Source organism: Thermomicrobium sp. CFH 73360 (assembly GCF_023806465.1).
Taxonomy (GTDB): Bacteria; Chloroflexota; Chloroflexia; order Thermomicrobiales; family Thermomicrobiaceae; genus Thermomicrobium.
Map to the genome: position 1 here is coordinate 201676 of NZ_JAMSLS010000002.1, position 21362 is coordinate 223037.

The window sequence follows — 21362 nt, forward strand, 5'->3', positions numbered from 1 at the left end:
AAGAGAGCGGAAGAGGCACACATCGGAGCACTCAACGACATGACCGTCAGCACGCGGAAAGATTCTGTTCTGACGATTCCGCAACCGGCAAACCTGGAGGAGGCGGGACTTGACCTCCAGCTTGTGGTCGAACTCGTGCTCAAGTTCCTCTACGCGCACGGCTCTCAGACGGCACGCGATCTCGTGGATGCGCTCTGCCTGCCCTATGCGGGATCGCTGGAGCGGGCACTCAGCCAGGCCAAGCGTGAGGAACTTGTTGAGGTGACCGGCAGCAACGGAATCGGCGAACTCGCGTACCGGTATGCGCTCACCAGCAAAGGGCACCACCGCGCGCAGGAGTACTTGGCACGGAACGGTTACATCGGCCCAGCCCCGGTACCGATCGAACAGTACCGATCTGTTGTCACTGTCCAGAGCCTCCGTACCATCCCTGTAACGCCGCAAGCGATCCGACGGGCCCTCGGACGGCTTGTCTTCTCTGAACCCGTGCTCGACCAGATTGGGCAAGCATTGAACAGTGGCCAAGCGATCTTCCTCTTTGGAAAGCCCGGTAACGGCAAGACTGCGCTGGCGCAACGTGTGGTAGCCATGTACGGTGGTGCTGTTTTTGTTCCCCACGCCATCCTGGCCGATTCGCACATCATTCGCGTCTTTGATCGGCACCACCATCATCCCACACCTGAACAGCCAGCTGGCGACCGCCGCTGGGTACTCTGCGAGCGGCCGCTGATCCAGGTGGGTGGAGAGCTGACGCTTGAACAGCTCGATCTGATCTACGACGAGCGGAATCGCTTCTACGAGGCGCCACTACAGCTACGAGCGAACAATGGGGTGCTCCTGATCGACGATTTTGGCCGACAGCGGGTCTCGCCACGAGCTTTGCTCAATCGCTGGATTGTTCCACTGGAACAGCGGATCGATATCCTTACCCTGCACACTGGCAAGCAGATCGAAGCACCCTTCGAGGGGCTGGTGATTTTCTCGACGAATCTCCAGCCAACCGACCTCGTCGACGAGGCGTTCCTGCGACGGATTCCAAACAAGATCCATCTCGGAAACCCAACGGTCCAACAGTTCGCGGACATTTTCCGTGCGCAGTGCGAGGAACTCGGTATACCGTTCGATCCACAGGGACTCGCTTACCTCTTGCGAACCTACTACGTCGGAAAGCGGGAACTCCGCGCTTGTCATCCACGCGACATATTGCGCGCCCTCGTTGGCGCGGCGCGTTACCTCGGCCGCGAACCCCGCCTGACCCCTGACCTCATCGATCGCGCCTGCCGGAGCTACTTTATACACCCCTGACATGCAGCCTTCAGCGCTGCTCTACTCTGGCCGGCAAAAAGAGACGGGATGACGCTCGCTGGCGCCATCCCGGCAACGATTCTGTCTTGGCGTCCTCGCTCAAGCCGTCGGCCGCCGGACTGCCGCTTCCGGCAAGAGCGGATGAGAGTCAGCCGGCCGCCCTAGCGCAATCGACTCCTCAATGAAACGCCGCAGGAACGGTGGCAGGCGGAACGCAGCCCAATGAATTTCCGGCGAGTAGTACTGACAGTCATCAATCCCGCGCGCACGCAGACGGTCGGCGACCGTCTCCATATCGAGTGCAGCCGGATCGACATCGCGCGAGGCAACGGTGAAGCTCCAGTAACTGTCGTATGACTGCACCATCGTCAAATAGGTGCGGACAATGGGAAGCACCTCGCGCAGGTGAAGATGTGTCGCCGCTGTCTGGATCGGGAGCAGCATTGGGGACTCTGTCTGCTGCACCACCAATCCACCGGGTGCGAGCATATCGGCAAGTCCGTGGTAGAAATCGGGCGAGAAGAGGACCATCCCGGGCGTGTCACCCAGCGGATCCGGTCCGTCGACGATGATCACATCGTACGTTGCCGGTCGCCGCTCGACGTAGGCGAACCCGTCCTCGAAGCGGAGCTCGACCCGCGGGTCGTCAAACGCTCCCCGATGCACACCCCAGAGGTGGGCACGGCAGGCTTCGACGACTTGCTCGTCGATCTCCACCATCGTGACGTGCTCGACAGGATGCTGCAGAACCCGACGCAGCGCGCCGCCATCCCCCCCTCCAATAATGAGCACCCGCCGAGGATTCGGATGCGCAATCATGGCCGGATGCACAAGCATCTCGTGGTAGCAGAACTCGTCGCGCTCCGCCGTCTGAAGCACGCTGTTCAGCACCAGCGCACGACCGAAGAGGACCGTTTCGATAATCGCAATCTCCTGATACGGGGATGTACCCCGGTACAGGACGTCGCGCACCTGCAGGAATACCCGTTGGCTTGGAACCTCCGGGTCGTCGGTATGCCAGAGTCCTCCGTCAATCAACGATCATCCCCCTACTCACCTGCAGCACTTCCATCCGCTGCGGCTGGAACCGCTCCCGGAGAACCGGGATCGCCGCCTCAGGATCAGTGTGCTCACCGCACGTGAAAACATCCACCGCCGCATACCCGAGCTCCGGCCACGTGTGGATGCTCAGGTGCGACTCCGAGAGGATCGCAATCCCGCTCACTCCGTTGTACGGCTCCCAGGGAAAAACCTGCAGGTCGCGCAACGTCGCATTGGTTGCCGCGACTGCATCGCGGATGGCCTCTTCGACCGCCTGCAGGGAGTCGATGTTCTTGCAACCCCAGAGTTCGACAATAACGTGTCGACCCAGGCTCTTCACTCCCCACGGACCTCCGTTTACCTGAGAACGATCACCCCCCAACAGCCCGTACCAACCTCACGGGCAACAACAGTAGAGTGTATCACCCCTCCCCCTGTTCTGCAACCCCACTCGCAGACTCCAGCACAACGACTCTCCTCGTCCCCAGTGTCTGAGCTTCTCTCGGCGCAACAGCCACCGCTATCCCTGATCTCACCATCGCATCGTATGTCTCTCTGTGCACAGCGCACTAACCCAAAGACTTGGCCTCATACGACGCCTACCACTCCAGAGATTCACGCCACTGGAACTCGCCCCCTCACCTCGTGGCGGGCACGCGCTCGAGCACACCAACCAGTTTTGGGTCCCATCAGGAATACCGGCACGACCTCCAGCGTTCCACGGTACCGTCACCGCGGCATGATCCCGGCATTACCGACTGCCTCCACTCCGACTCGAGCCAATGCCTCTCAGTCCGATGAGCGGATCGGTGCCTCGACCGCGATGCCCGAATCGCGCAGCATGCGGAGCAAGTCCTCCTCACCGAGGATCGGGACACCGAGCTGCTGCGCCCGCAGATACTTGCTTCCTGGTTCCGCGCCAGCGACGACATAATCTGTTTTCCGTGAGACGCTCTCGGTCACGTGCGCACCGGCGCGTCGCAGGAGCTCCTCCGCTTGGCTGCGCGTGAGTGTCTCCAGCCGGCCGGTCAGCACAACCGTCTTACCAACAAGTGGTCCGCGTGCTGGTACCCGCGCAGGCGCTTCTTCTTCAGCCATCCGCACCCCAAGTTGTCGGAAACGCTCGATCATCTCGCGGTTCTTCGGCTCACGGAAGAACTCATACACCGACTGGGCCACGGCGGGGCCGAAACCAGGAATCTCAAGGAGGTCGTCAATTGTCGCTTGCATCAGACGGTCGATCGAGCAGAAACGCTCGGCCAAGAGCTGCGCATTCCGCTCACCAACATGTCTGATGCCGAGCCCGAAGAGAAAGCGAGCAAAAGGCCGTTGCTTGCTCGCTTCGATTGCCTTGCGTAGGTTCTCAACCTTCTTGGGCCCGAACCCCTCCAGCTGAAGTACCCGGTTCCAGTCGATCGTGTAGAGATCTGGAAGCGAATGCACCAGCCCTAAGTCGACAAAGAGGTCGGAGATCTTTTCACCAAGACCCTCGATATCCAACGCATTGCGCGAGGCAAACTGGCGGATCGAGGCCTTCAGGCGGGCTGGGCAATTGGGATTTGAGCAGTACCGGTCCACTTCCCCTTCCAGCCGCACCGTATGGGCGCCGCAGACGGGACACTGCTTTGGGATCTCGATTGGCCGCTCATCGCCATCGCGGCGCTGGGGAATTGTTGCGACGATCTTCGGGATTACATCACCACGGCGCTGTACCACCACCGCATCACCGAGCAAGAGTCCTAAGCGACGGATCTCGTCCTCGTTGTGCAGGGTTGCACGCTCAACAATGACACCACCGATCTCGACCGGCTCCAGGATGGCAACCGGTGTCAGTTTTCCGGTCCGCCCCACACTCCAGATCACGTCGCGGACGATCGTCGTCTTTTCATGAGCAGGGAACTTGTAGGCGACTGCGCCACGTGGCTCGCGTCCGACCACACCGAGCGCCTGGTACAGGGCTCGATCGTTCACCTTGATGACGACACCGTCCGCTTCAAACTCGAGAAGATCGCGTCGCTCCTGCCAGCGATGGCACTCCGCGATGACTTCATTAATTGAGTGGCAGAGCCGGTAGTCCGGAACGACCGGGATCTGGAGCTGGGCGAGAAAATCCAGCGCCGCGTGGTGTGTTGTCGGAGGTTCTGTTCCTTCCCAACGGCCGATGTCCCAGGCGGCAAAACGAAGTGGCCGCGAGGCAGTGACACTCGGATCGAGTTGGCGAAGTGAACCAGCCGCGGCGTTCCGTGGGTTCGCAAACAGGGAGAGCCCTTGCTCACCACGCTCACGGTTGAGTTGCTCAAAGTCCTGCACGTTCATATAGACTTCGCCACGCACCTCCAACACACGCGGCAGTTCGACACCCGGAGGCGGGTAGAGTCGGAGCGGGATCATCCGGATGGTACGGATGTTATTGGTTACATCCTCGCCGGTGTAACCATCACCACGGGTGGCACCTCGGACAAGGACACCGTTCTCGTACACAATCGAAACAGCCAGGCCATCAACCTTCGGCTCGGTAACGAACTCGATGTCGGATCGGTTGCTGAGACGATACACGCGCTGGGCCCAGGCACGGATCTCACCGTCGGAGAAGACGTTCGCGAGCGAGAGCATCGGGATTTCGTGCTGGACAGTCGCAAACCCTTCGGCAGGGGGTGCACCGACACGCTGTGTCGGCGAATCTGGCGTGATGAGCTCCGGGTATTGCTCTTCCAGCCGACGGAGTTCGAGCATCAGCGCATCGTATTCAGCATCACTGATCGTCGGTGCATTGAGAACGTAGTATTCGTAGTTATACCGATGAATCAATCGCCGGAGTTCATCGACCCGCCTGCGCACTTCGGGCGGAACACGATCCTGTGTCGTCGCTGACTGCTCGGCCATGCTCGCCCTCCCTTGGGAGATCTCCCCCTGCGGCCAGTTGCGCAGGCGAGTATACGCTGATCAATGGCACAGCGCGCAGCAACACGAGGGGATTGGACGAGCGTCGAGTACTATACGAGCGAGGTGCGGGTGAGGAGTGCGGGATGGCAAGTGAGCCCGTCACCACAACATACGAGCGATTGCGGGACCGCGCCAAGCGAGTCCTGCTGGCGCGGGGTGGGGTTGCCAGCGAGGAGCAGATGATTACGGCACTCTTCGGCTCGGTCGGAAATCGCCGACTTTGGGCACCTTTCCTTGCACAGCTCCTCGAGGCCGACAACGAAGTAGTACGACGCCCGGATGGGACGTGGGCTCTGCGGAACCGGCCATCGCCGCTCGACGAAGGCTGGCCGCGCTCGTTCGTCGCACTCGATGTTGAGACGACGGGCCTCAAGCCGACCCGACACCGTGTGATCGAGATCGGCGCCGTTCGGTACGTGGATGGGCAGTGCGTGGAGCGCTTCGCTGTCTTGGTCAATCCGCACCGGCGATTACCAACCTACATCGTCCGGTTGACTGGTATCCGCGACGAAGACCTCCTGACGGCCGCACCGTTTGCTGATGTGGCCGCGGCACTGCGTGCTTTCTTCGGTGACAGCGTCGTCATCGGCTACAACGTTGGCTTCGATCTCGACTTTCTCAACGTTGAGCTGCGGCGGATCGGCCACGGACCACTCCCCAATCCCGCGCTCGACGTGCTGCCGCTGGCACGAGCACTGGGTGTAAGCAATGGCCGTTACGATCTCGATACGGTCTGCCGGGCATTAGGGATCGCACGCCCGGTGCGACATCGTGCACTGCCGGACGCTGAGGCAACTGCGACGCTCTATTTGTGTCTGGTCGAGCGAGCCGAACAGGCCAATTTGCGGGCACCGAGCGACGTCCGTACCGAGACAGCACGCCGGCCGGTGGTCGTGGAAGCGGTCGCCCGCGGACGGGCAGTCTTGGATCGTCGCTTGCTCGACGGCGCGCCGGAACTGCCCGGCGTCTACCTCATGCGTGATGCGCTCGGGCGCGTTCTCTACGTAGGGAAGGCACGAAATCTTGCACAGCGCCTGCGTTCGTACTTTGCGCAACCACTCGGCTACACACGGAAGATGGACGGACTGCTCGAGTCGGTGACCGAGATCGAGACGGTCGTGGTCGGCTCCGAGCTCGAGGCATTGCTGCTGGAGAGCCAGTTCATCCAACGCTACAAGCCGCCGTACAACACTCAGCTGCGGAACCATGAAAGCTATCCATACATCAAGGTCGAACTTGGTCGGCCCTGGCCACGCGTACTCCTCGCCCGCCAGCGTGAGGGTGACGGTGCGCTGTACATCGGCCCCTTCCGCAGTTCGGCCGCAGCACGCTCAGTTGTCGAACTCCTCCATACCGTCCTTCCCTTGCGCACCTGTCATCGTTCGTTCCGCGATGCACGCTCGTACGGGCGGCCCTGTCTCCAGCTCACGCTCGGACGCTGTATCGGCCCATGCACTGGGCGGGTTGAGTCTGACCAATACCGCGCGTTGGTTGAGATCGCCGTGCAGTACTTCGCAGGAAACACCCATCCAGTAGTAGAGCGCACTCAGCAGTTGCTCGCGGAGGCAGTAGAGCGGCTGGACTTTGAGCGCGCAGCGCGCCTCCGTGACCTCCTGCGGCGAAGCGAGGAACTTGTGCTCACCCACCAGTTGGTTGCACACACGATGACTGGGCACCCCTGTGTCATCGTCACCCCCTGTCCAGAGACAGGAGACCGTGCATTTTTACTGGTGGTCGGTGGCCGTCTGTGGGCGCGTATCCTGGCCGATCGGGAGGAGAGCACCACCGATGTTGCCGCACGCCTCCAGGCGTCTCGGGAGCGCGCCCGGCGAGCACCGCCGTGGACACTCGACCAAGAAACGCTGGACACGACCGTCATCCTGGCCCGCTGGTTGCAGCGCCATGCTGGCGATCCAACGGTCGTCGTCCTGGCAGAACCAATCGACTGGGAGGCAGTCGTCCGCTACGGTCGGCAACTTCCAGAGAGTGCTCTCGCCGTGCATGCACCGCTCGAGGAGTGAGCCCGGCGGTTGAGAGAAGCAACGCAGCATGGACTGACGGGAGAGGAGCGAGATGTGAGCGAAGAGCGATCACGAGCGGAGGAACGCAGCCTCGAGGCACGACTGGAGGAGATTGCCCAGCGCGTGCGCGTGTGCACACATTGTGATCTCTGGCGAACCAGGACGCACGCGGTGCCGGGCGAGGGCAATCCCCGGGCCGAGGTCATGTTCATCGGCGAAGCTCCGGGGTACCACGAAGACCGGCAAGGACGGCCATTTGTGGGGGCAGCTGGCCAGTACTTGAACGAGCTCCTCCAACGAGCCGGCCTGCGGCGGGAAGAGGTGTACATCACCAATGTCGTGAAGTGCCGACCTCCGGGGAACCGCGATCCGTTACCAGACGAGATCGCTGCCTGTGCGCCCTACTTGGATGAGCAGCTGGGCGTGATCCGGCCACGTGTGATCGTGACGCTCGGCCGCTACTCGATGTCCCGCTGGTTTCCTAACGAGAAGATCTCGCGCGTGCACGGTCAGGCACGCCGCGTCGGTGACTATGTCGTGGTCCCCATGTATCATCCCGCAGCGGCACTCCATCAGCCAGCATTGAAGGAGTTGGTGGAGAAGGACTTCGAGAAGCTCGGGGAGATCATCACCCAGGTGCGTGCGGAGACCGCCACGACTGCTGACGATCAGCCCGAAGAGAAGCCCCAGCAGATGCGTCTCTTCTGAACCGCTGCTATACTGCGTACGGACGTGCGAACGGACGCAGGGGGACGCCATGGCGCAAGCGCGGACACGGGGTCGGCAGCGAGCGGCGGAATCCAAGCGAGATGCCGGTTCGGTGGTTTCCCACGTGCTGCGGCATCTCACACGGATTGGTCATGGGGTCGTGATGGGGATTCCGCGGCGGCTACCGCGAGATCTGGCGGCGCTGTTCCTGGCGACCGTTGGCGTTCTCCTGGCCCTCGCGCTCTTTGGCCAGGCAAACGAGACAGGGCTTGTGGGATGGATTGCGACTGGGTGCCAACAGCTCTTTGGGCGCGGCGCACTCATCGTGCCACTCACCTTCTGGTGGGGTGCTCTCGAGCTCGTGGCCTCAAGTTCTCGCCAGGCGACGGTCCGCCGCGCCATCGGGTTTGGCCTCTATGCGGCCGGTGCTCTAGCACTACTTGATGCGAGGGCGACCGATCGTGTCGAGGAGGCTGGAGGGTATATCGGGGCAGGCATCGCCACACTGCTGCGGCTCGTCGGCGGTGAGGTAGGGCTTGGGCTTCTGGCACTTGCGCTCGGGCTGGCGGGGTCAACTCTTCTTGCTGGGGTGGACTTGCGGACACTGGGGGCGCGTGGCGTTGCACTGGGACGGGTGCTGTCCGGCCAACTCGCACGTCGCCGACGTGGTCCAGAGCGGAGCGCGGTGCTCGAACCAGGTACTGCCGTACCAGGGCATCGGATGGAGGAGACGACCAACCAAGAACCGACGCCTGCCGTCATCACCCCACCGCGACACACAAGCACGAGCCGCGTGCGTAGCAAGCGCGGGACGGCCGACGGCCGACCGCGCGTCGAGCGGCCAGCTAACCGGGAACCTGAATTGGCGAGCGACGAACAGGTTGCATTCCCCACACGTGGCGAGGATGTGCTCCCGGATATTGGACGGCTGCAACGCTACGAGGCGAGTCTCCCCGACCCAGAGGAGCTCCAGCACAAAGCCGCGATCATTCAGGAGACGCTGGCCAATTTTCGGGTCGATGCGCGGGTACGGGAGATCTATCCAGGGCCGGCTGTAACACTCTTCACCTTGGAGCCAGGCCCTGGTGTGAAAGTGCGGCGGATCACCGAGCTGCAAAATGACCTCGCGCTGGCGCTTGCTGCCCCAGCGATCCGGATTGAGGCCCCGGTACCCGGGATGGCCCGCGTGGGAATCGAGGTACCGAACGCGGCAATTTCGACCGTCGGGCTCCGCGAAGTGATCGAATCACCAGCGTTTCAACGTTCACGGGCACGGTTACCGCTGGCACTCGGACGCGATGTACACGGTGAGTACGTGATCGCCGACCTCACCCGGATGCCTCACCTTTTGATTGCTGGTGCGACCGGATCGGGGAAATCGGTCTGCATCAACGGCATCATCGCAACGTTCCTCCTCACACGCCGGCCCGATGAACTCCAGATGCTGCTGATCGATCCGAAGAAGGTGGAACTCGCTGGTTATGACGGTGTGCCGCACCTCAAGCGACCAGTTGTGACCGACATGGGGTTAGTGGTGGGCGCACTGCGGCGCGTTCTCCAGGAGATGGAGCGGCGTTACGAACTCTTTGCCCAGCTCGGGGTGCGCAATCTCGAAGGATACCGGTTACGGCGCGAAGAAGATGCCTCGTTGGAACCACTCCCCTACCTGGTTGTGATTATTGACGAGCTCGCCGACCTTATGTTGACGACCCCTGACGAGGTCGAGACTTTACTGGTCCGCCTCGCACAGATGGCTCGGGCAACCGGCATCCATCTTTTGATCGCGACCCAGCGCCCATCGGTCGACGTGCTCACCGGGCTTATCAAAGCGAACGTCCCGGCACGGATTGCCTTTGCGGTCACCTCCCAGACCGATAGCCGTGTGATTCTCGATATGCCGGGCGCTGAACGTTTGCTCGGTCGTGGCGACATGCTCTACCTCCCACCGGATGCCGCGCGCCCGCTCCGGGTGCAAGGTTCCTTCATCGAGGATCGCGATCTGGAGTACGTGGTCGAACACTGGCGACGGCTCTATCCGGAACCACGTTATGACCCGACGTGGCTCGATCTTGAAGAGGTGGGCCCGGAGCCCAGCCGAGGCGACGATCCACTGTTGGAGCAGGCAAGGCAACTGGTCCGGCAGCTCGACACGGTGTCGACCTCGCTCCTTCAACGGCGACTCCGGATCGGCTATAACCGGGCTGCGCGGATTATGGAACAGCTAGAGGCCGAGGGGATTGTTGGTCCCGCTGAAGGGGCGCGCGGCCGTTTGGTCTACCTGGGGGAGGAGTGAGCGGCAAGGGCTTCTTCGCCAGTTTGGTATACTGGTGAGCGTGAACGCGCGTTTTGCCGGACGGCGACTGAGGTGACTGTGCGCGCACGGGGTCCGGCCGAGCCGATTGCTCGGCTCATCGAGGAACTTGCCAAACTTCCCGGAATCGGTCCAAAGACCGCATCACGGTTGGCGTATCACCTGCTGCGTAGCCCGCGCGAGGAGGCATTGGCACTCGCGCAGGCCATCGTTGAGGTGAAGGAGCGCGTCCAGCTGTGCTCGCGCTGCTTCAATTTGTCAGATGTGGATCCTTGTCCGATCTGCTCCGACCCAACGCGGGACCAGCAGACGATCTGTGTGGTCGAGGATCCGCTGGATGTGCTCGCGCTCGAGCGGACCGGTGCGTATGACGGGGTCTATCATGTGCTGCACGGCGTCATCTCGCCGGTGGACGGAATCGGGCCGGAGCGCCTGCGTATCCGGGAGCTCGTGCAGCGCGTGCGGGATGAGCGCCCCAACGAGGTTATCCTGGCGCTGAACCCGAATATTGAGGGAGATGCGACAGCAATGTACCTGGCACGTCAGCTCATCCCGCTGGGAGTAACAGTGACACGTCCAGCAAGCGGTCTCCCGGTCGGTGGCGACCTCGAGTATGCAGACGAAGTGACGCTTGGTCGCGCGCTCGCTGGACGACGCGCGCTCTGAGAGGACAAGGAGGAGGACCCGGCGTGCTGTGGCGGTGGCCTCAACGGGCAACGGGTGATCGGCCGGGTCAACTCGCGATCAAAGGTTACGACCTTGTCAACTTGCCGCACGCGTTCCGGCCCTGGTTGCTGTGGAGCGTTCTCGGCAGTGCATTCGGTGGGGTGGGAAACCGAGTCTTCGTCAGTCACCAGCGGTCACTCGCCTTTGCCCAAGTTGTCGCCGAACCGGGGCGCGACCACTGGTTCATCGTCCGGCTGGTCACCCAGGCCGGTGTCACGGATGGCGGTCGCGAGCTCCTCGATCGGATCGCCCGAGAAGCGGGCGCGCGTGGAGTGATCCGCCTGCACACACTCGTCGCGGAGCACCCAGACGTGCTGGAGTGGTGGCAGCGAGCCGGATTCACCCCGTTTCGGCGCGTTGTCCTGCTCGCGACAACGGCCGAAGGGCGTCACGCCCCCCCGAAGGGGATGATTCGTGTGCAAGAGGCGGTCGACGCATGGGAGGTGCAACGGCTCTACGAGCGGCTCACGCCGCGACCGGTGCAGTATGCGGAGGCACGAAACCGTGCGACGTGGCAGGTCGGTCGGCGCGCTGGATGGCGGGTGCGAGGATTTTTGCTCTCGAATGGGCAGGAGACAACAGCCTATTGTCGTGTGCGCTCACGCGGTCAATGGCATCTCGTTGAGGTACTCGCGTCGGATGATGCGGCAGACGATGCAGTCGGTTTGGTGTGCTATGCGATTGGGCAGAGCGCAAGGCCGCAGGACCAGGTTCTGCTTGTACTTCCCGAGGAGACTCCCTGCATGCTCGCCGCGTTCGAGCGCGCGGGATTTCGGACACACGAGAGGAGAGTCTGGCTCGCACGCTATACCGTTCGACGGGTCCGAGTGGGGACCCTGGCAACCGATGCAGCACGTCTTGCCGCTGTGGCTGACGCGCGGCGCGCGTTCTACCGGCGTGAGCGCCCAAAGGTCGCCGTCGTCGAACGCGCGACATCACACTGAAAATCGATGAAAGAGGAGGACGAGTACGCGAACCGTGACGAAGCTCACAACAATTGTTCCAGCAGCGCCGGAGCAGACCATCACTGACAATCTTGAGGATCTGCTCGCGGTCTTGCCTCCTGATATCGTCGAAGCGCTCCAGCAATACAACAACCCGGAGGACCGGGCGAAGTTGCTGGAGATCGTCCTCGACCTCGGCCGTCGTCCGGAGGCCCGGTTCGAGGATCGCGAGGTCTACCTCGCCGAACGAGAGGTGACGCGTGAGGATATCGCGTACGTCGCCTCACGGATCGGGCGCTTCGGGGACGATAACCGTGCTGGGATCGAGCGGACACTCCATCGCATCTCCGCGATTCGCTCCCGCTCTGGTGAGATCGTCGGGCTTACTTGCCGGATCGGGCGCGCGGTCTACGGGACCGTCACTATTATTCGCGACTTGATTGAGTCCGGCGAGAGCATCTTGTTGCTTGGGCGACCCGGCGTCGGGAAGACGACGATGCTGCGTGAGACGGCCCGGGTATTGGCCGATGACTTGCGCAAGCGGGTCATCGTTGTGGACACCAGTAATGAAATCGCCGGAGACGGCGACATCCCTCATCCGGCGATCGGACGCGCGCGCCGAATGCAGGTACCAACGCCGAGCCTCCAGCATGCGGTCATGATCGAAGCGGTGGAAAACCACATGCCGGAGGTGATTGTCATCGACGAAATCGGCACGGAACTGGAGGCGGCTGCCGCTCGGACGATCGCTGAGCGTGGTGTCCAGCTGATTGGTACCGCGCATGGCAACACGCTCGAGAACATTATGATGAATCCGACGCTCTCTGATCTCATTGGCGGAATCCAGTCAGTCACCCTGAGCGATGAGGAAGCGCGGCGACGCGGGACGCAAAAGTCGATCCTCGAGCGCAAGGCTCCACCAACGTTCGGAGTCCTCGTCGAAATCCAGTCGCGCAACCGGGTGGCCGTGCATCGCGACGTCGCGGCAGCGGTCGACGCAATCCTGCGCAACCAGCCACTGCGGGTGGAAATCCGCGAGCGGAATCCCGATGGCACGGTGTCGATCTGGTACGAGGAACTGTACGGACAGGAGCACCGCGCAGAGCGTTCGATGCTACCCTCAGGACCGCGACGCACCTACCAGCGGATCCCAGGTGCACAGCCGCCTAGCCGACCGACGACTGCACCCGTACCGTCAGCTTCTCTGCCTGCGGTCACTGCTGAGTCGTCCCGGCGGACTATGCGGCTCTTTCCGTTCGGCGTCAGTCGCAATCGCCTCGAGCAAGTGATCCACCAACTTGTACTTCCGGTGGAACTCGTGCGTTCACCGCGGGAAGCGGATGCAGTCGTGACGCTAAAGAACTACTTCCGGAAGCGGCCGCAAGTGCTACGCGAGGCGGAGCAGCGGGGCGTTCCGGTGTATGTGCTGCGCAGCAACACAGCACAGCAGATGGCGAATCTCTTCCGTTCGCTGTTCCCGGATCACTTCATCGAGCAAACCGACACGGAAGAGACGGATGATGGGGACGGCTCCTTTGCACCGCAGGACCGCATCGCGGCGGCGATGTACGAGGCCGAAGCGGCAGCGCACCAAGTCCTGCAGGGAACACGCGACCGGGTCGAACTCCGTCCCCAAGAAGCCTGGATCCGCCGTCTGCAGCACCAGCTCGCTGAGCGCTACAACCTCGCCTCGCGCAGCCGCGGACGCGAACCATTCCGCCGGGTGGAAATCTATCGCGAGGACGAGGGCTGGTGAGTTGGTTTATCACCTTCGAGGGGCCAGAGGGCGCTGGGAAGACAACACAGTGTCACGCACTGGCGACCCGGTTGCGTGACCAAGGGTACGACTGTTTGGTCACTCGCGAACCCGGCGGAACGCCACTTGGCGAGGCCATCCGAGAATGGTTACTGGGCAGGAACACGTTGCGCGCCGAAACGGAGGCGCTCCTGTTCACCGCTGCGCGCGCCGAGCATGCGTGGGAACGCATCCGTCCGGCCCTTGCGCGTGGCACGATCGTCTTGTGCGACCGCTACGTGGATTCGACGCTGGCCTACCAGGGGGCAGGTCGCGGGTTGGATGAGCGCTGGTTGCGCGAGCTCCACCGCGTCGCGACCGGAGACCTGTGGCCGGACTTGACCGTGTTGCTTGACGTGCCGGTCGAACTTGGCTTGGCACGTCGTCGGGCAGCCGGTGAGACATTGACACGTTTGGACAGCGAGCTGACGAGTTTTCACGAACGGGTCCGAGCCTGGTACCACACGGCGGCACAGCGCGAGCCGACCCGCTGGCGGGTCATTGACGCAACGAAGGCACCGGAAACGGTGGCTGAGGCCGTCTGGGTAGCGGTTGCGGAGTTCTTGGAGCAGAGGAAACGGACGGGCCGATGAGCTCGATGAAGCTCGTCATCGCAGTGGTACAGGCGCGGGATGCTGACAAGCTCCTTCATGCCCTGCAGCAAGAGGGCTTCCGCGCCACGCGCATCAGCAGTACCGGCGGTTTCCTTCGCGAGCAGAACGTCACCGTGCTGATCGGTGTGGAAGCCACACGACTGGAACAAGTCTTGCGCATCATCAAAGCGAACTGCTATACGAGAACGCAGTATGTCAACCCGCTGTTACCGATCGTTGAGTCGGGTGAGTTCTTTGTCCCACAGCCCATTGAGGTTGAGGTGGGTGGGGCCAACGTCTTCGTCGTTCCTGTCGAACGGTTCGAGCGCATTCCCTAGAACAGGAGGGTGAGGTCACGCGGTGGAGCAGTTGATCGCGCAAGCAGTGCACCTTCTCCTCGCGCTTGGTGGCGCGTACTATCTTGCACTCTGGTTTGCTCTCGTCGTCTGGACGTTTCAGGATATCCAGACGCGAACCCGGAGCGTCATCGCGCAGATTTTTGCGACCCTCCTAGTCGTTCTCTTCTCGGTTCCTGGAGTTGTCCTCTACTTGCTCATGCGGCCACGTGAGACGCTTGAAGAGCAATATGAACGCGCCCTGGAAGAGGAGTATTTGATTCAGGATTTGGAGGCGACCGACCGCTGTCCATCCTGCCGCCGACCGGTGCAGGAGGAGTTCCAGTTCTGCCCCTATTGTCGCACCGCTCTCAAGCAGCTCTGTGTCAGTTGCGGACGGCTTCTGAGCTTGGACTGGCCACACTGCCCATACTGCGGCGCAGCGCAACCAAGTGAGGAACCGGAGTTCGTTGTCCGCGAACGACGGTCACCGCTTGAAGCGGTTCAGCGAGCGTTGGGACGCACCGTGCCGCTCCGTGAACATCGGACAGAATCGTCTCTTCCAGAGGAGCCAGCGTCCACGCTTCCTCCAGGCTGGTCGCGCAGCGAGGCACGAGCGGAGCCAGAGACCGACCAGCTACCGCGCGCGTGACTGGGATGCGGCACGGTCATTTCCACGACTCGGCTGCGCCTCGGGACGGATTTGGAAGTTGAACTTGCTTCGGAAGGCTTCGTAGAAGTTCGTGCCAGACAGGATCACGAGGCGAAAGAGCTGTGTGCCGCGCGTGACCCGAATGAGGTCCCCACGTTGCAACGCAAGCACGGGATCACCATCGATGATAAGGCGCGCCTCCCGGTCACTCAGATACACCTGCTCGATCGTCGCCTGCTCCGGAACCACAAGCGCGATGCGGATCGGAGAATGAGGGCAGATGGGCGTGACCGCGAATCCGTGTACCCCTGCCGTCAGAACTGGGCCACCAGCTGCCATACAGTACGCGGTACTGCCCTGTGGAGTGGCCACGATCATGCCATCACCCGGATAGGTGTTGACAAATTGGCCATCAATGTAGAGCTCCAGCTCGATCAGTTGGAATCCGGCGCGGACGACCACGTCGTTGATCGCCCAGGCCTCCACGATCACTGCACCGTTCCGCTCAAGTTGAACCGCGAGTGTCGGTCCCTCTTGGACGTGATAATGGTCACTGATCAGATCGGTCAGCGCACGTTCCCAATCCTCTCGTTCAACCAAGGCTAGGAAGCCCACCCGCCCCACATTGATGCCCAGAATCGGTACTTCAGGGTAGGCATGCGCAACACGCATAATCAGGCCATCACCGCCAATCGCAATGACAACCTCGCGGTCTCGCCAGGACTGGGCGAGTACTTCCTCGTCCGCAACGTCACAACCCCGAGCAACGAGCCAGTCGCGGATCTCCCGCGCGAGGAGCGCTGCTTCTGGCTTGCCATGCGCCGCGATTACTCCAAAACGTCGGGCCATCTCGGTCGCTCCCCCTCCCGGCTCGGAACCGGTACACTGAGCACCGGGCGGACATCCATCCGAATGGTACTTGAGGGAAAGGAAACGACGAGTGTACTGGATTGAAACCTATCGACTCATCGCTGTTGTGCGTTTAGACGATCTCAGCTGCGCGACCGAACTCACGGGAGCACTCCTTGAAGGGGGTGTCCGGGTACTTGAGTTCACCTACACGAATCGAGAAGCCGGCCGCGCGATTGAAGAGGTGCGGCGTCGCTTTGAGGGAACCTGTCTTGTCGGAGCGGGGACAGTGCTCGATGCAGAAACAGCGCGGCAGGCAATGCTGGCTGGCGCACAGTTCATCGTCACCCCCACTCTACGGCGCGAGACGATCGAGATCTGCCGCCGCTACTCGGTGCCGAGCGTCATCGGGGCTTTCACACCAACCGAGATCTTGACGGCATGGGAGTGGGGCGCTGATTACATTAAAGTCAACCCAGCCAGCCTCGCTGGTCCAAGCTACTTCAAGGATGTGCTCGCACCGCTCCCCCAGGTAAAGCTCATCCCGTCGGGAGGTGTCACGCTGGAGACCGCGCCTGCCTTCCTTGCCGCTGGTGCTGTGGCGGTCGCGGTCGGTAGCCACCTGGTTGATCGGAGGCTGGTCGCCGCGCGTGATTGGGTCGGTCTTCGCGAGCGCGCACGCCAGTGGGCCGAACTCGTCGCCCGTTCCGGCGGAGAGGGTCTTCGGACATGAGCCAAGACGGAAACGCACTCGACCATCGCCGAATCCGCCTGGTCCGAGCCGAAGCAGTCGTCCTGCGACGACGAGATCTCGGCGAGGCGGATCGTATCTTAACGCTTTTTACCCGCGAGCTTGGCAAACTGCGGGTGGTCGCCAAGGGAGTACGTCGCCCAATTAGCCGCCTCGGCGGGCATCTGGATCTCTTTACCCGGACACAGGTGCTGCTGGCACGCGGTCGCGAGCTCGACGTGGTGACACAAGCACAACTGCTCGAGTCGTTTATTGGCCTTCGTCACGAGCCATGGCGAGCCGGCTGGGCGGGGTACCTCGCCGATCTCACCGATCGCGCGACAGTCGACGCCGACCCGCAGCCGGCGTTGTATGACCTCCTGGTTGACTGTCTCCGCGCGCTGGCCGACTGCACCGACTCCTTTGCGATCGTTCGGCGCTTTGAGATGCGTCTCCTGGTTCTGCTGGGCTACCAGCCAGAACTCTCGGTCTGCCCACGCTGCAGCAGACGCCTTATACCCGGATCACTCGCGTACGCTCCAGATCAGGGCGGGGTACTTTGCGCAGAGTGCATTGGCAGTACCGCGAACGAGATTCCTGTGAGCGTGGGGACGGTCAAGGCACTGCGATTACTCCTCGCCGACCAGTGGCGCGAGGTGGCAAACCGAACGTTAAGCCAGTCCTTACGGACCCAACTCGAGGCTGTCCTCCGTGCCACACTGGAGGCGCATATCGGCGGACCACTTCCCTCGGCGACGGTGGCGACGATCCTCGAGCAGCGAGGAGCAAGCGATGAGCGTCCTGCTGCACCCCGCTCAGGAACGGGCGGCTGAGCGTGCCCAAGAACTTGCCCGGCAATATGGCGTGGAACCGACCGTCTTTGTGGTTCTGGGGTCGGGACTCGGAGGGTTACCGGAGAACGCGCGCGTCGTCGCGCGTGTCCCACTCGACGAGGTGACCGGGATCACGGCAGTCACGGTCGCCGGGCATACCCGCGAACTGGTCTTGGCTCACTGGCAGAATGTTGCAACGTGGTTCTGCCTCGGGCGATATCACCTCTACCAAGGGCTTTCCGCGACAGCGGTCGCAAGCCCAATCGTCATGTTGGCACACCTGCCGGTACGGTGCGTCGTACTGACGAATGCGGCCGGAGGACTTCATCCGGCGTATCAGCCTGGGGACCTCGTGCTGATTCACGATCACCTCTTCCTACCCGGGTTGGCAGGACAACATCCGCTGATCCCACCTCCCGGGCTCGTTCGCTTTTTCAGTCTCCGTGATGCGTACGATCCAAAACTTCGAGCTGCAGTGCGCCGCGTGGCCGAGGAACGCGGACTCATGCTCGGCGAGGGTACATATGCGATGGTCGCAGGCCCGACGTTTGAGACGGCGGCTGAGCTCCGGTGGCTACGCTTGGCTGGTGCTGACCTCGTCGGGATGTCGACGGTACCAGAAGTGATCATGGCACGGGCGCTCGGTCTGCGGGTACTGGCGATCTCTGTCGTCACCAACCGAGCGATCCCGGATGAGCCCCACATTCCCACACACGAAGAAGTGGCGGCGGTCGGCGAACGAGCGCGCCCACAACTCTTCGCCCTGCTCGAGGCGATTCTCCCACTGCTGGCGACCCTCGAAGGATGAGCAAAACGAAATCGGAGGACCCTGGGCGCTGAGTCCCCCCTTCCGCCCGGCTCCCCGTGACCGAGCCTCGTTCAGCACCGGTGCCTACTGGATGGGTACGCTGCCGCCCGATGACGTCCTTCCCGAAAGACAGTCAGGCAGTGCCATGAGGCGGCAGAGACCACAGCTGAATGGACAACTCCCGTGCCTCCCACCGTTTCGGCCGCTCGGCCTCCCCCGAGTCCCGAAGCGTTCCTTTCACGCATCGTCTCTTCCAGCAGGCAAACGCGTCAACTTTTCCGACTACAAGCGTGCAGCATCGTTGACCTCGGCGAGCACGCGCTGGTCACACCGCCCCGATCACGGGTGCGACAAATCTCCAAGCCAGAGTCTTAGCACACCGGATTGTCCCGATGGGTTTTCACGTGATGAACGATCCACTCCGGTCGAGCCCTGGAGTGGCAGTACCCATAACTTTTCGTGTGCAGGGCGAACCATTCAGGTGCGCTCAGGATCACCCGTGGTCGGTGACCGGTCATCGGCACGCTAGGCACAGGCCCAGGAACGTCAACCTTTACTCGTTGAGGCGGCCTGCATGCCGCTGGCTGTGAGCGCACGGAGGCAACTTCCTTGCGGCCTGGTGCGTCGAGCATCACACCAACGGGCCAGTGCGTCACCCACGTCGGAACGATGTACAGGAGACGTCTCACCACATGAGGGAGTCACTGATGATCCGCAGCCGCTGCTCCTCAGAGTGAGATCAGCGCCATCTCTGGGTGATTGGTGACGCGTCTCCTGTACTGTCCGACTCACCCAACCCGGACGGAGTGGGACACGCACCGAGGAGGTGCGCCACGCGAGTACCGCTGGTCCTCCTGACGACAACCATGATCCACTGGACGGTCGCAGTGGTTACTCCTCGGCTAGCCCCTGCGCAGTGGTTCCCGGTTTCACAAGTGGAATTCCTTCCTTGCAAAGCGGGCAATCTGCAGGCAACCAGCTTGAAATCTCCAGCCGCAACAGCGCAACCAGCGGAACTCCAACGTCCACCGGCTCGATTGAGCGGTCAACGAGGACCGCCACACCGACGACCTCGACGGGGTGTTCGGCGAGCGCACGCAGTGTCTCACGCACCGAGCCGCCCGTTGTAAGCACATCGTCGATCACAAGCACACGCGTTCCCGGGACGAAACGGGTTCCGCGGCGGATGACCCGGCGCGCGCTTCCCTCGGCCTCTCGCTCGGCATAGGCCGCTTGCACACCCAACTGGCGTGCACACTCGAACGCGAGCAGAATACCGCCAGTAGTCGGTCCGACTACCGCCTCGATGCTGCTCCAGGGTAACCGGGCAAGGAGCTCGCGGCAGACTTCCTCCACCCGTCGTGGCCAGCGTAACAACGCGAACTTCTCCACATAGCGGTCGCTATGCCGCCCTGACGCGAGGAGGAAGTGACCGTCCAGTAACGCACCAACCTCGCCGAGCAGACTCATGAGCTTCTTCGTCGTTCCTTCGTCGGCTAACACAGACACCAGCCACACCTCCGCTTCAATGCTTCCGTCTTCCGGCGGGATCAACCGAGCGGACGCCCTATAGCACCTCTGCCGTCCTGCTCCTCGCACAAGCGCGCAGGCGTGCGCCCTTCAGCCGTCGCGCAATCCTTGATGACACGGCCAGCAACACGATCCGATGCGGAGCCAGATCCCTCGTTGCACCTGGCCTGAGCGCTCTTCCCGGTGCCGACCTGCAGCGCACCGTTACGGAAGGAAGAAAAAGCCGACCGCTAGCCCCGCATAAACAGCCAAGAGCATCGCTCCTTCAAGCCAGTGTGAGCGGCCATCGACGGCAATCAGCGAAGAGACCAGTGCCGCTCCCAAGAGTGCGACCAGTTCGTAAACATTGAAGACAAGGGACATCGGCTGGCTCGTCGCAAGACTCGCGAAGATGAGCACCGGCGTCACAACAAGCGCGATTTGCAAACTCGACCCATAGGCGATCCCAAGACTTAAGTCCATCTGGTTCCGGCCAGCCACTTGGACAGCAACAAAGTGTTCGGCCACGTTCCCAACGAGTGGCACCAGGACGACACCGAGAAAGAACTCGGAGACGCCAGTCGCCTCGACCACTGGCTCAACTGCACCGACCAGCACCTCGCTCATTACCACGACGCCAAGTGTGGCACCTGCCAGGACGGCGATCGCGCGCGGCAACGACCAGGTCGCATGCGCATGCTCGGTCACCGGGCCACCCATTCGCAGCGTGTACACGAGGTACAGCACGTAGATCACCGCAAGGACGACCGCAAGGCCAATACTCATCCACTCGACCGCTGCGCCGTGCACCGGTGTGGGGCCCAGGGTGAAAAGCCCGGGGACGAGCAGCAGCACCACTGCGAGCGTCATCATTGTGGCGCTAATGCCGGCCAAGTGCGCATTGAACTGCTGGAGCCCGTGACGAAGCCCTCCAACCAGTAGACTCGCCCCGAGGATGAGTAGCAGGTTTCCAAGAATGGATCCCGAGATCGATGCCTTGACGAGTTCGTGTAGTCCAGCACGTAGCGCGGCCAGGGCAATGATCAACTCCGCAGCGTTCCCCAGTGTCGAATTGAGCAGACCACCAACAAAAGGACCAGTGCGCGCTGCTACCTCTTCAGTCGCTCGACCCAGCAAGGCGGCGAGGGGTACCAGTGCCGCCGCCGAGGTGAGCAGAACAGCCAACGGTGGCGCATGCAACACCTCGAGGACGACGGCGACCGGCACGAGCACGAGTCCAGCGACCCACCAACGCATCG

Annotated in this window: 19 protein-coding genes; 13 read left to right on the forward strand and 6 right to left on the reverse strand. The window is 62.2% G+C overall.

The window, feature by feature from the left end:
* Positions 1 to 39 precede the first annotated feature (39 nt).
* Positions 40 to 1305, forward strand: a complete 1266-nt coding sequence (locus NET03_RS04295) for a DUF8689 domain-containing protein (RefSeq protein WP_252127660.1) — start codon at positions 40 to 42, stop codon at positions 1303 to 1305.
* 99 nt (positions 1306 to 1404) lie between these two features.
* On the opposite strand, the gene speE is transcribed toward NET03_RS04295, so the two are convergent.
* The 3 genes from speE to ligA form a co-directional block, all read right to left on the reverse strand.
* Positions 1405 to 2343 carry a polyamine aminopropyltransferase gene (gene speE, locus NET03_RS04300; RefSeq protein ID WP_252127661.1) on the reverse strand — a complete coding sequence of 313 codons (939 nt, stop codon included), beginning with the start codon at positions 2341 to 2343 and terminating at the stop codon, positions 1405 to 1407.
* Positions 2336 to 2686, reverse strand: coding sequence for an adenosylmethionine decarboxylase (gene speD / locus NET03_RS04305; protein ID WP_252127662.1), 351 nt, complete (start codon positions 2684 to 2686; stop codon positions 2336 to 2338). The genes speE and speD overlap by 8 nt, the downstream gene beginning before the upstream one ends.
* A gap of 449 nt (positions 2687 to 3135) precedes the next feature.
* Positions 3136 to 5229 carry an NAD-dependent DNA ligase LigA gene (gene ligA, locus NET03_RS04310; RefSeq protein ID WP_252127663.1) on the reverse strand — a complete coding sequence of 698 codons (2094 nt, stop codon included), beginning with the start codon at positions 5227 to 5229 and terminating at the stop codon, positions 3136 to 3138.
* Positions 5230 to 5372: 143 nt separating this feature from the next.
* On the opposite strand from ligA, the gene NET03_RS04315 reads away from it, so the two are divergent.
* The 9 genes from NET03_RS04315 to NET03_RS04355 all read left to right on the forward strand — a co-directional run bounded on the left by NET03_RS04315 (position 5373) and on the right by NET03_RS04355 (position 15374).
* The gene (locus tag NET03_RS04315; RefSeq protein WP_252127664.1) at positions 5373 to 7310 is read left to right on the forward strand and encodes an exonuclease domain-containing protein; all 1938 of its coding nucleotides are present in this window, start codon (positions 5373 to 5375) and stop codon (positions 7308 to 7310) included.
* Positions 7311 to 7364: 54 nt separating this feature from the next.
* Complete coding sequence (locus NET03_RS04320) at positions 7365 to 8018, forward strand: uracil-DNA glycosylase family protein (RefSeq protein WP_252127665.1); 654 nt, start codon at positions 7365 to 7367, stop codon at positions 8016 to 8018.
* A gap of 49 nt (positions 8019 to 8067) precedes the next feature.
* Entirely contained in the window at positions 8068 to 10311 is a 2244-nt protein-coding gene (locus tag NET03_RS04325) for an FtsK/SpoIIIE family DNA translocase (RefSeq protein ID WP_252127666.1), read from the forward strand.
* A gap of 72 nt (positions 10312 to 10383) precedes the next feature.
* Positions 10384 to 10995 (forward strand): recombination mediator RecR, encoded by a 612-nt coding sequence (gene recR, locus NET03_RS04330; RefSeq protein ID WP_353655774.1) that lies wholly within the window; start codon positions 10384 to 10386, stop codon positions 10993 to 10995.
* A gap of 23 nt (positions 10996 to 11018) precedes the next feature.
* Positions 11019 to 11999 (forward strand): hypothetical protein, encoded by a 981-nt coding sequence (locus tag NET03_RS04335; protein ID WP_252127668.1) that lies wholly within the window; start codon positions 11019 to 11021, stop codon positions 11997 to 11999.
* Between the two features lie 34 nt (positions 12000 to 12033).
* The gene (locus tag NET03_RS04340) at positions 12034 to 13755 is read left to right on the forward strand and encodes a R3H domain-containing nucleic acid-binding protein (RefSeq protein WP_252127669.1); all 1722 of its coding nucleotides are present in this window, start codon (positions 12034 to 12036) and stop codon (positions 13753 to 13755) included.
* On the forward strand, positions 13752 to 14387 hold the full coding sequence (gene tmk / locus NET03_RS04345; RefSeq protein ID WP_252127670.1) for a dTMP kinase: 636 nt from the start codon (positions 13752 to 13754) through the stop codon (positions 14385 to 14387). The genes NET03_RS04340 and tmk overlap by 4 nt, the downstream gene beginning before the upstream one ends.
* A gap of 5 nt (positions 14388 to 14392) precedes the next feature.
* Complete coding sequence (locus NET03_RS04350) at positions 14393 to 14725, forward strand: cyclic-di-AMP receptor (protein ID WP_353655783.1); 333 nt, start codon at positions 14393 to 14395, stop codon at positions 14723 to 14725.
* A gap of 22 nt (positions 14726 to 14747) precedes the next feature.
* Positions 14748 to 15374, forward strand: a complete 627-nt coding sequence (locus NET03_RS04355; RefSeq protein WP_252127672.1) for a double zinc ribbon domain-containing protein — start codon at positions 14748 to 14750, stop codon at positions 15372 to 15374.
* Here the strand turns inward: NET03_RS04355 and NET03_RS04360 are convergent.
* On the reverse strand, positions 15360 to 16223 hold the full coding sequence (locus NET03_RS04360) for an NAD(+)/NADH kinase (RefSeq protein ID WP_252127673.1): 864 nt from the start codon (positions 16221 to 16223) through the stop codon (positions 15360 to 15362). The two genes, NET03_RS04355 and NET03_RS04360, sit on opposite strands and share 15 nt — an antisense overlap.
* A 91-nt stretch (positions 16224 to 16314) precedes the next feature.
* On the opposite strand from NET03_RS04360, the gene NET03_RS04365 reads away from it, so the two are divergent.
* The 3 genes from NET03_RS04365 to NET03_RS04375 are packed head-to-tail and all read left to right on the forward strand — an operon-like array spanning position 16315 to position 18594.
* A complete protein-coding gene (locus tag NET03_RS04365) occupies positions 16315 to 16956 on the forward strand; it encodes a bifunctional 4-hydroxy-2-oxoglutarate aldolase/2-dehydro-3-deoxy-phosphogluconate aldolase (RefSeq protein WP_252127674.1) in 642 nt (213 codons plus the stop codon).
* Positions 16953 to 17786 carry a DNA repair protein RecO gene (recO, locus tag NET03_RS04370; RefSeq protein ID WP_252127675.1) on the forward strand — a complete coding sequence of 278 codons (834 nt, stop codon included), beginning with the start codon at positions 16953 to 16955 and terminating at the stop codon, positions 17784 to 17786. Before NET03_RS04365 ends, recO begins: the two co-directional genes overlap by 4 nt.
* Positions 17746 to 18594: a purine-nucleoside phosphorylase gene (locus NET03_RS04375; RefSeq protein ID WP_252127676.1), complete on the forward strand. Its 849-nt coding sequence runs from the start codon at positions 17746 to 17748 to the stop codon at positions 18592 to 18594. Before recO ends, NET03_RS04375 begins: the two co-directional genes overlap by 41 nt.
* A gap of 891 nt (positions 18595 to 19485) precedes the next feature.
* On the opposite strand, the gene pyrE is transcribed toward NET03_RS04375, so the two are convergent.
* Positions 19486 to 20103, reverse strand: coding sequence for an orotate phosphoribosyltransferase (gene pyrE / locus NET03_RS04380; protein ID WP_252127677.1), 618 nt, complete (start codon positions 20101 to 20103; stop codon positions 19486 to 19488).
* 225 nt (positions 20104 to 20328) lie between these two features.
* Complete coding sequence (gene cax / locus NET03_RS04385; protein WP_252127678.1) at positions 20329 to 21360, reverse strand: calcium/proton exchanger; 1032 nt, start codon at positions 21358 to 21360, stop codon at positions 20329 to 20331.
* Positions 21361 to 21362 lie beyond the last annotated feature (2 nt).

Excerpts from the sequence above, each read along its gene's own strand:
- NET03_RS04350 (WP_353655783.1), top strand. The coding sequence starts at position 14,393 with ATGAAGCTCGTCATCGCAGTGGTACAGGCGCGGGATGCTGACAAGCTC.
- NET03_RS04315 (WP_252127664.1), top strand. The coding sequence starts at position 5,373 with ATGGCAAGTGAGCCCGTCACCACAACATACGAGCGATTGCGGGACCGC.
- recO (WP_252127675.1), top strand. The coding sequence starts at position 16,953 with ATGAGCCAAGACGGAAACGCACTCGACCATCGCCGAATCCGCCTGGTC.
- NET03_RS04360 (WP_252127673.1), bottom strand. The coding sequence starts at position 16,223 with ATGGCCCGACGTTTTGGAGTAATCGCGGCGCATGGCAAGCCAGAAGCA.
- NET03_RS04295 (WP_252127660.1), top strand. The coding sequence starts at position 40 with ATGACCGTCAGCACGCGGAAAGATTCTGTTCTGACGATTCCGCAACCG.
- NET03_RS04375 (WP_252127676.1), top strand. The coding sequence starts at position 17,746 with ATGAGCGTCCTGCTGCACCCCGCTCAGGAACGGGCGGCTGAGCGTGCC.
- cax (WP_252127678.1), bottom strand. The coding sequence starts at position 21,360 with ATGCGTTGGTGGGTCGCTGGACTCGTGCTCGTGCCGGTCGCCGTCGTC.
- NET03_RS04325 (WP_252127666.1), top strand. The coding sequence starts at position 8,068 with ATGGCGCAAGCGCGGACACGGGGTCGGCAGCGAGCGGCGGAATCCAAG.
- ligA (WP_252127663.1), bottom strand. The coding sequence starts at position 5,229 with ATGGCCGAGCAGTCAGCGACGACACAGGATCGTGTTCCGCCCGAAGTG.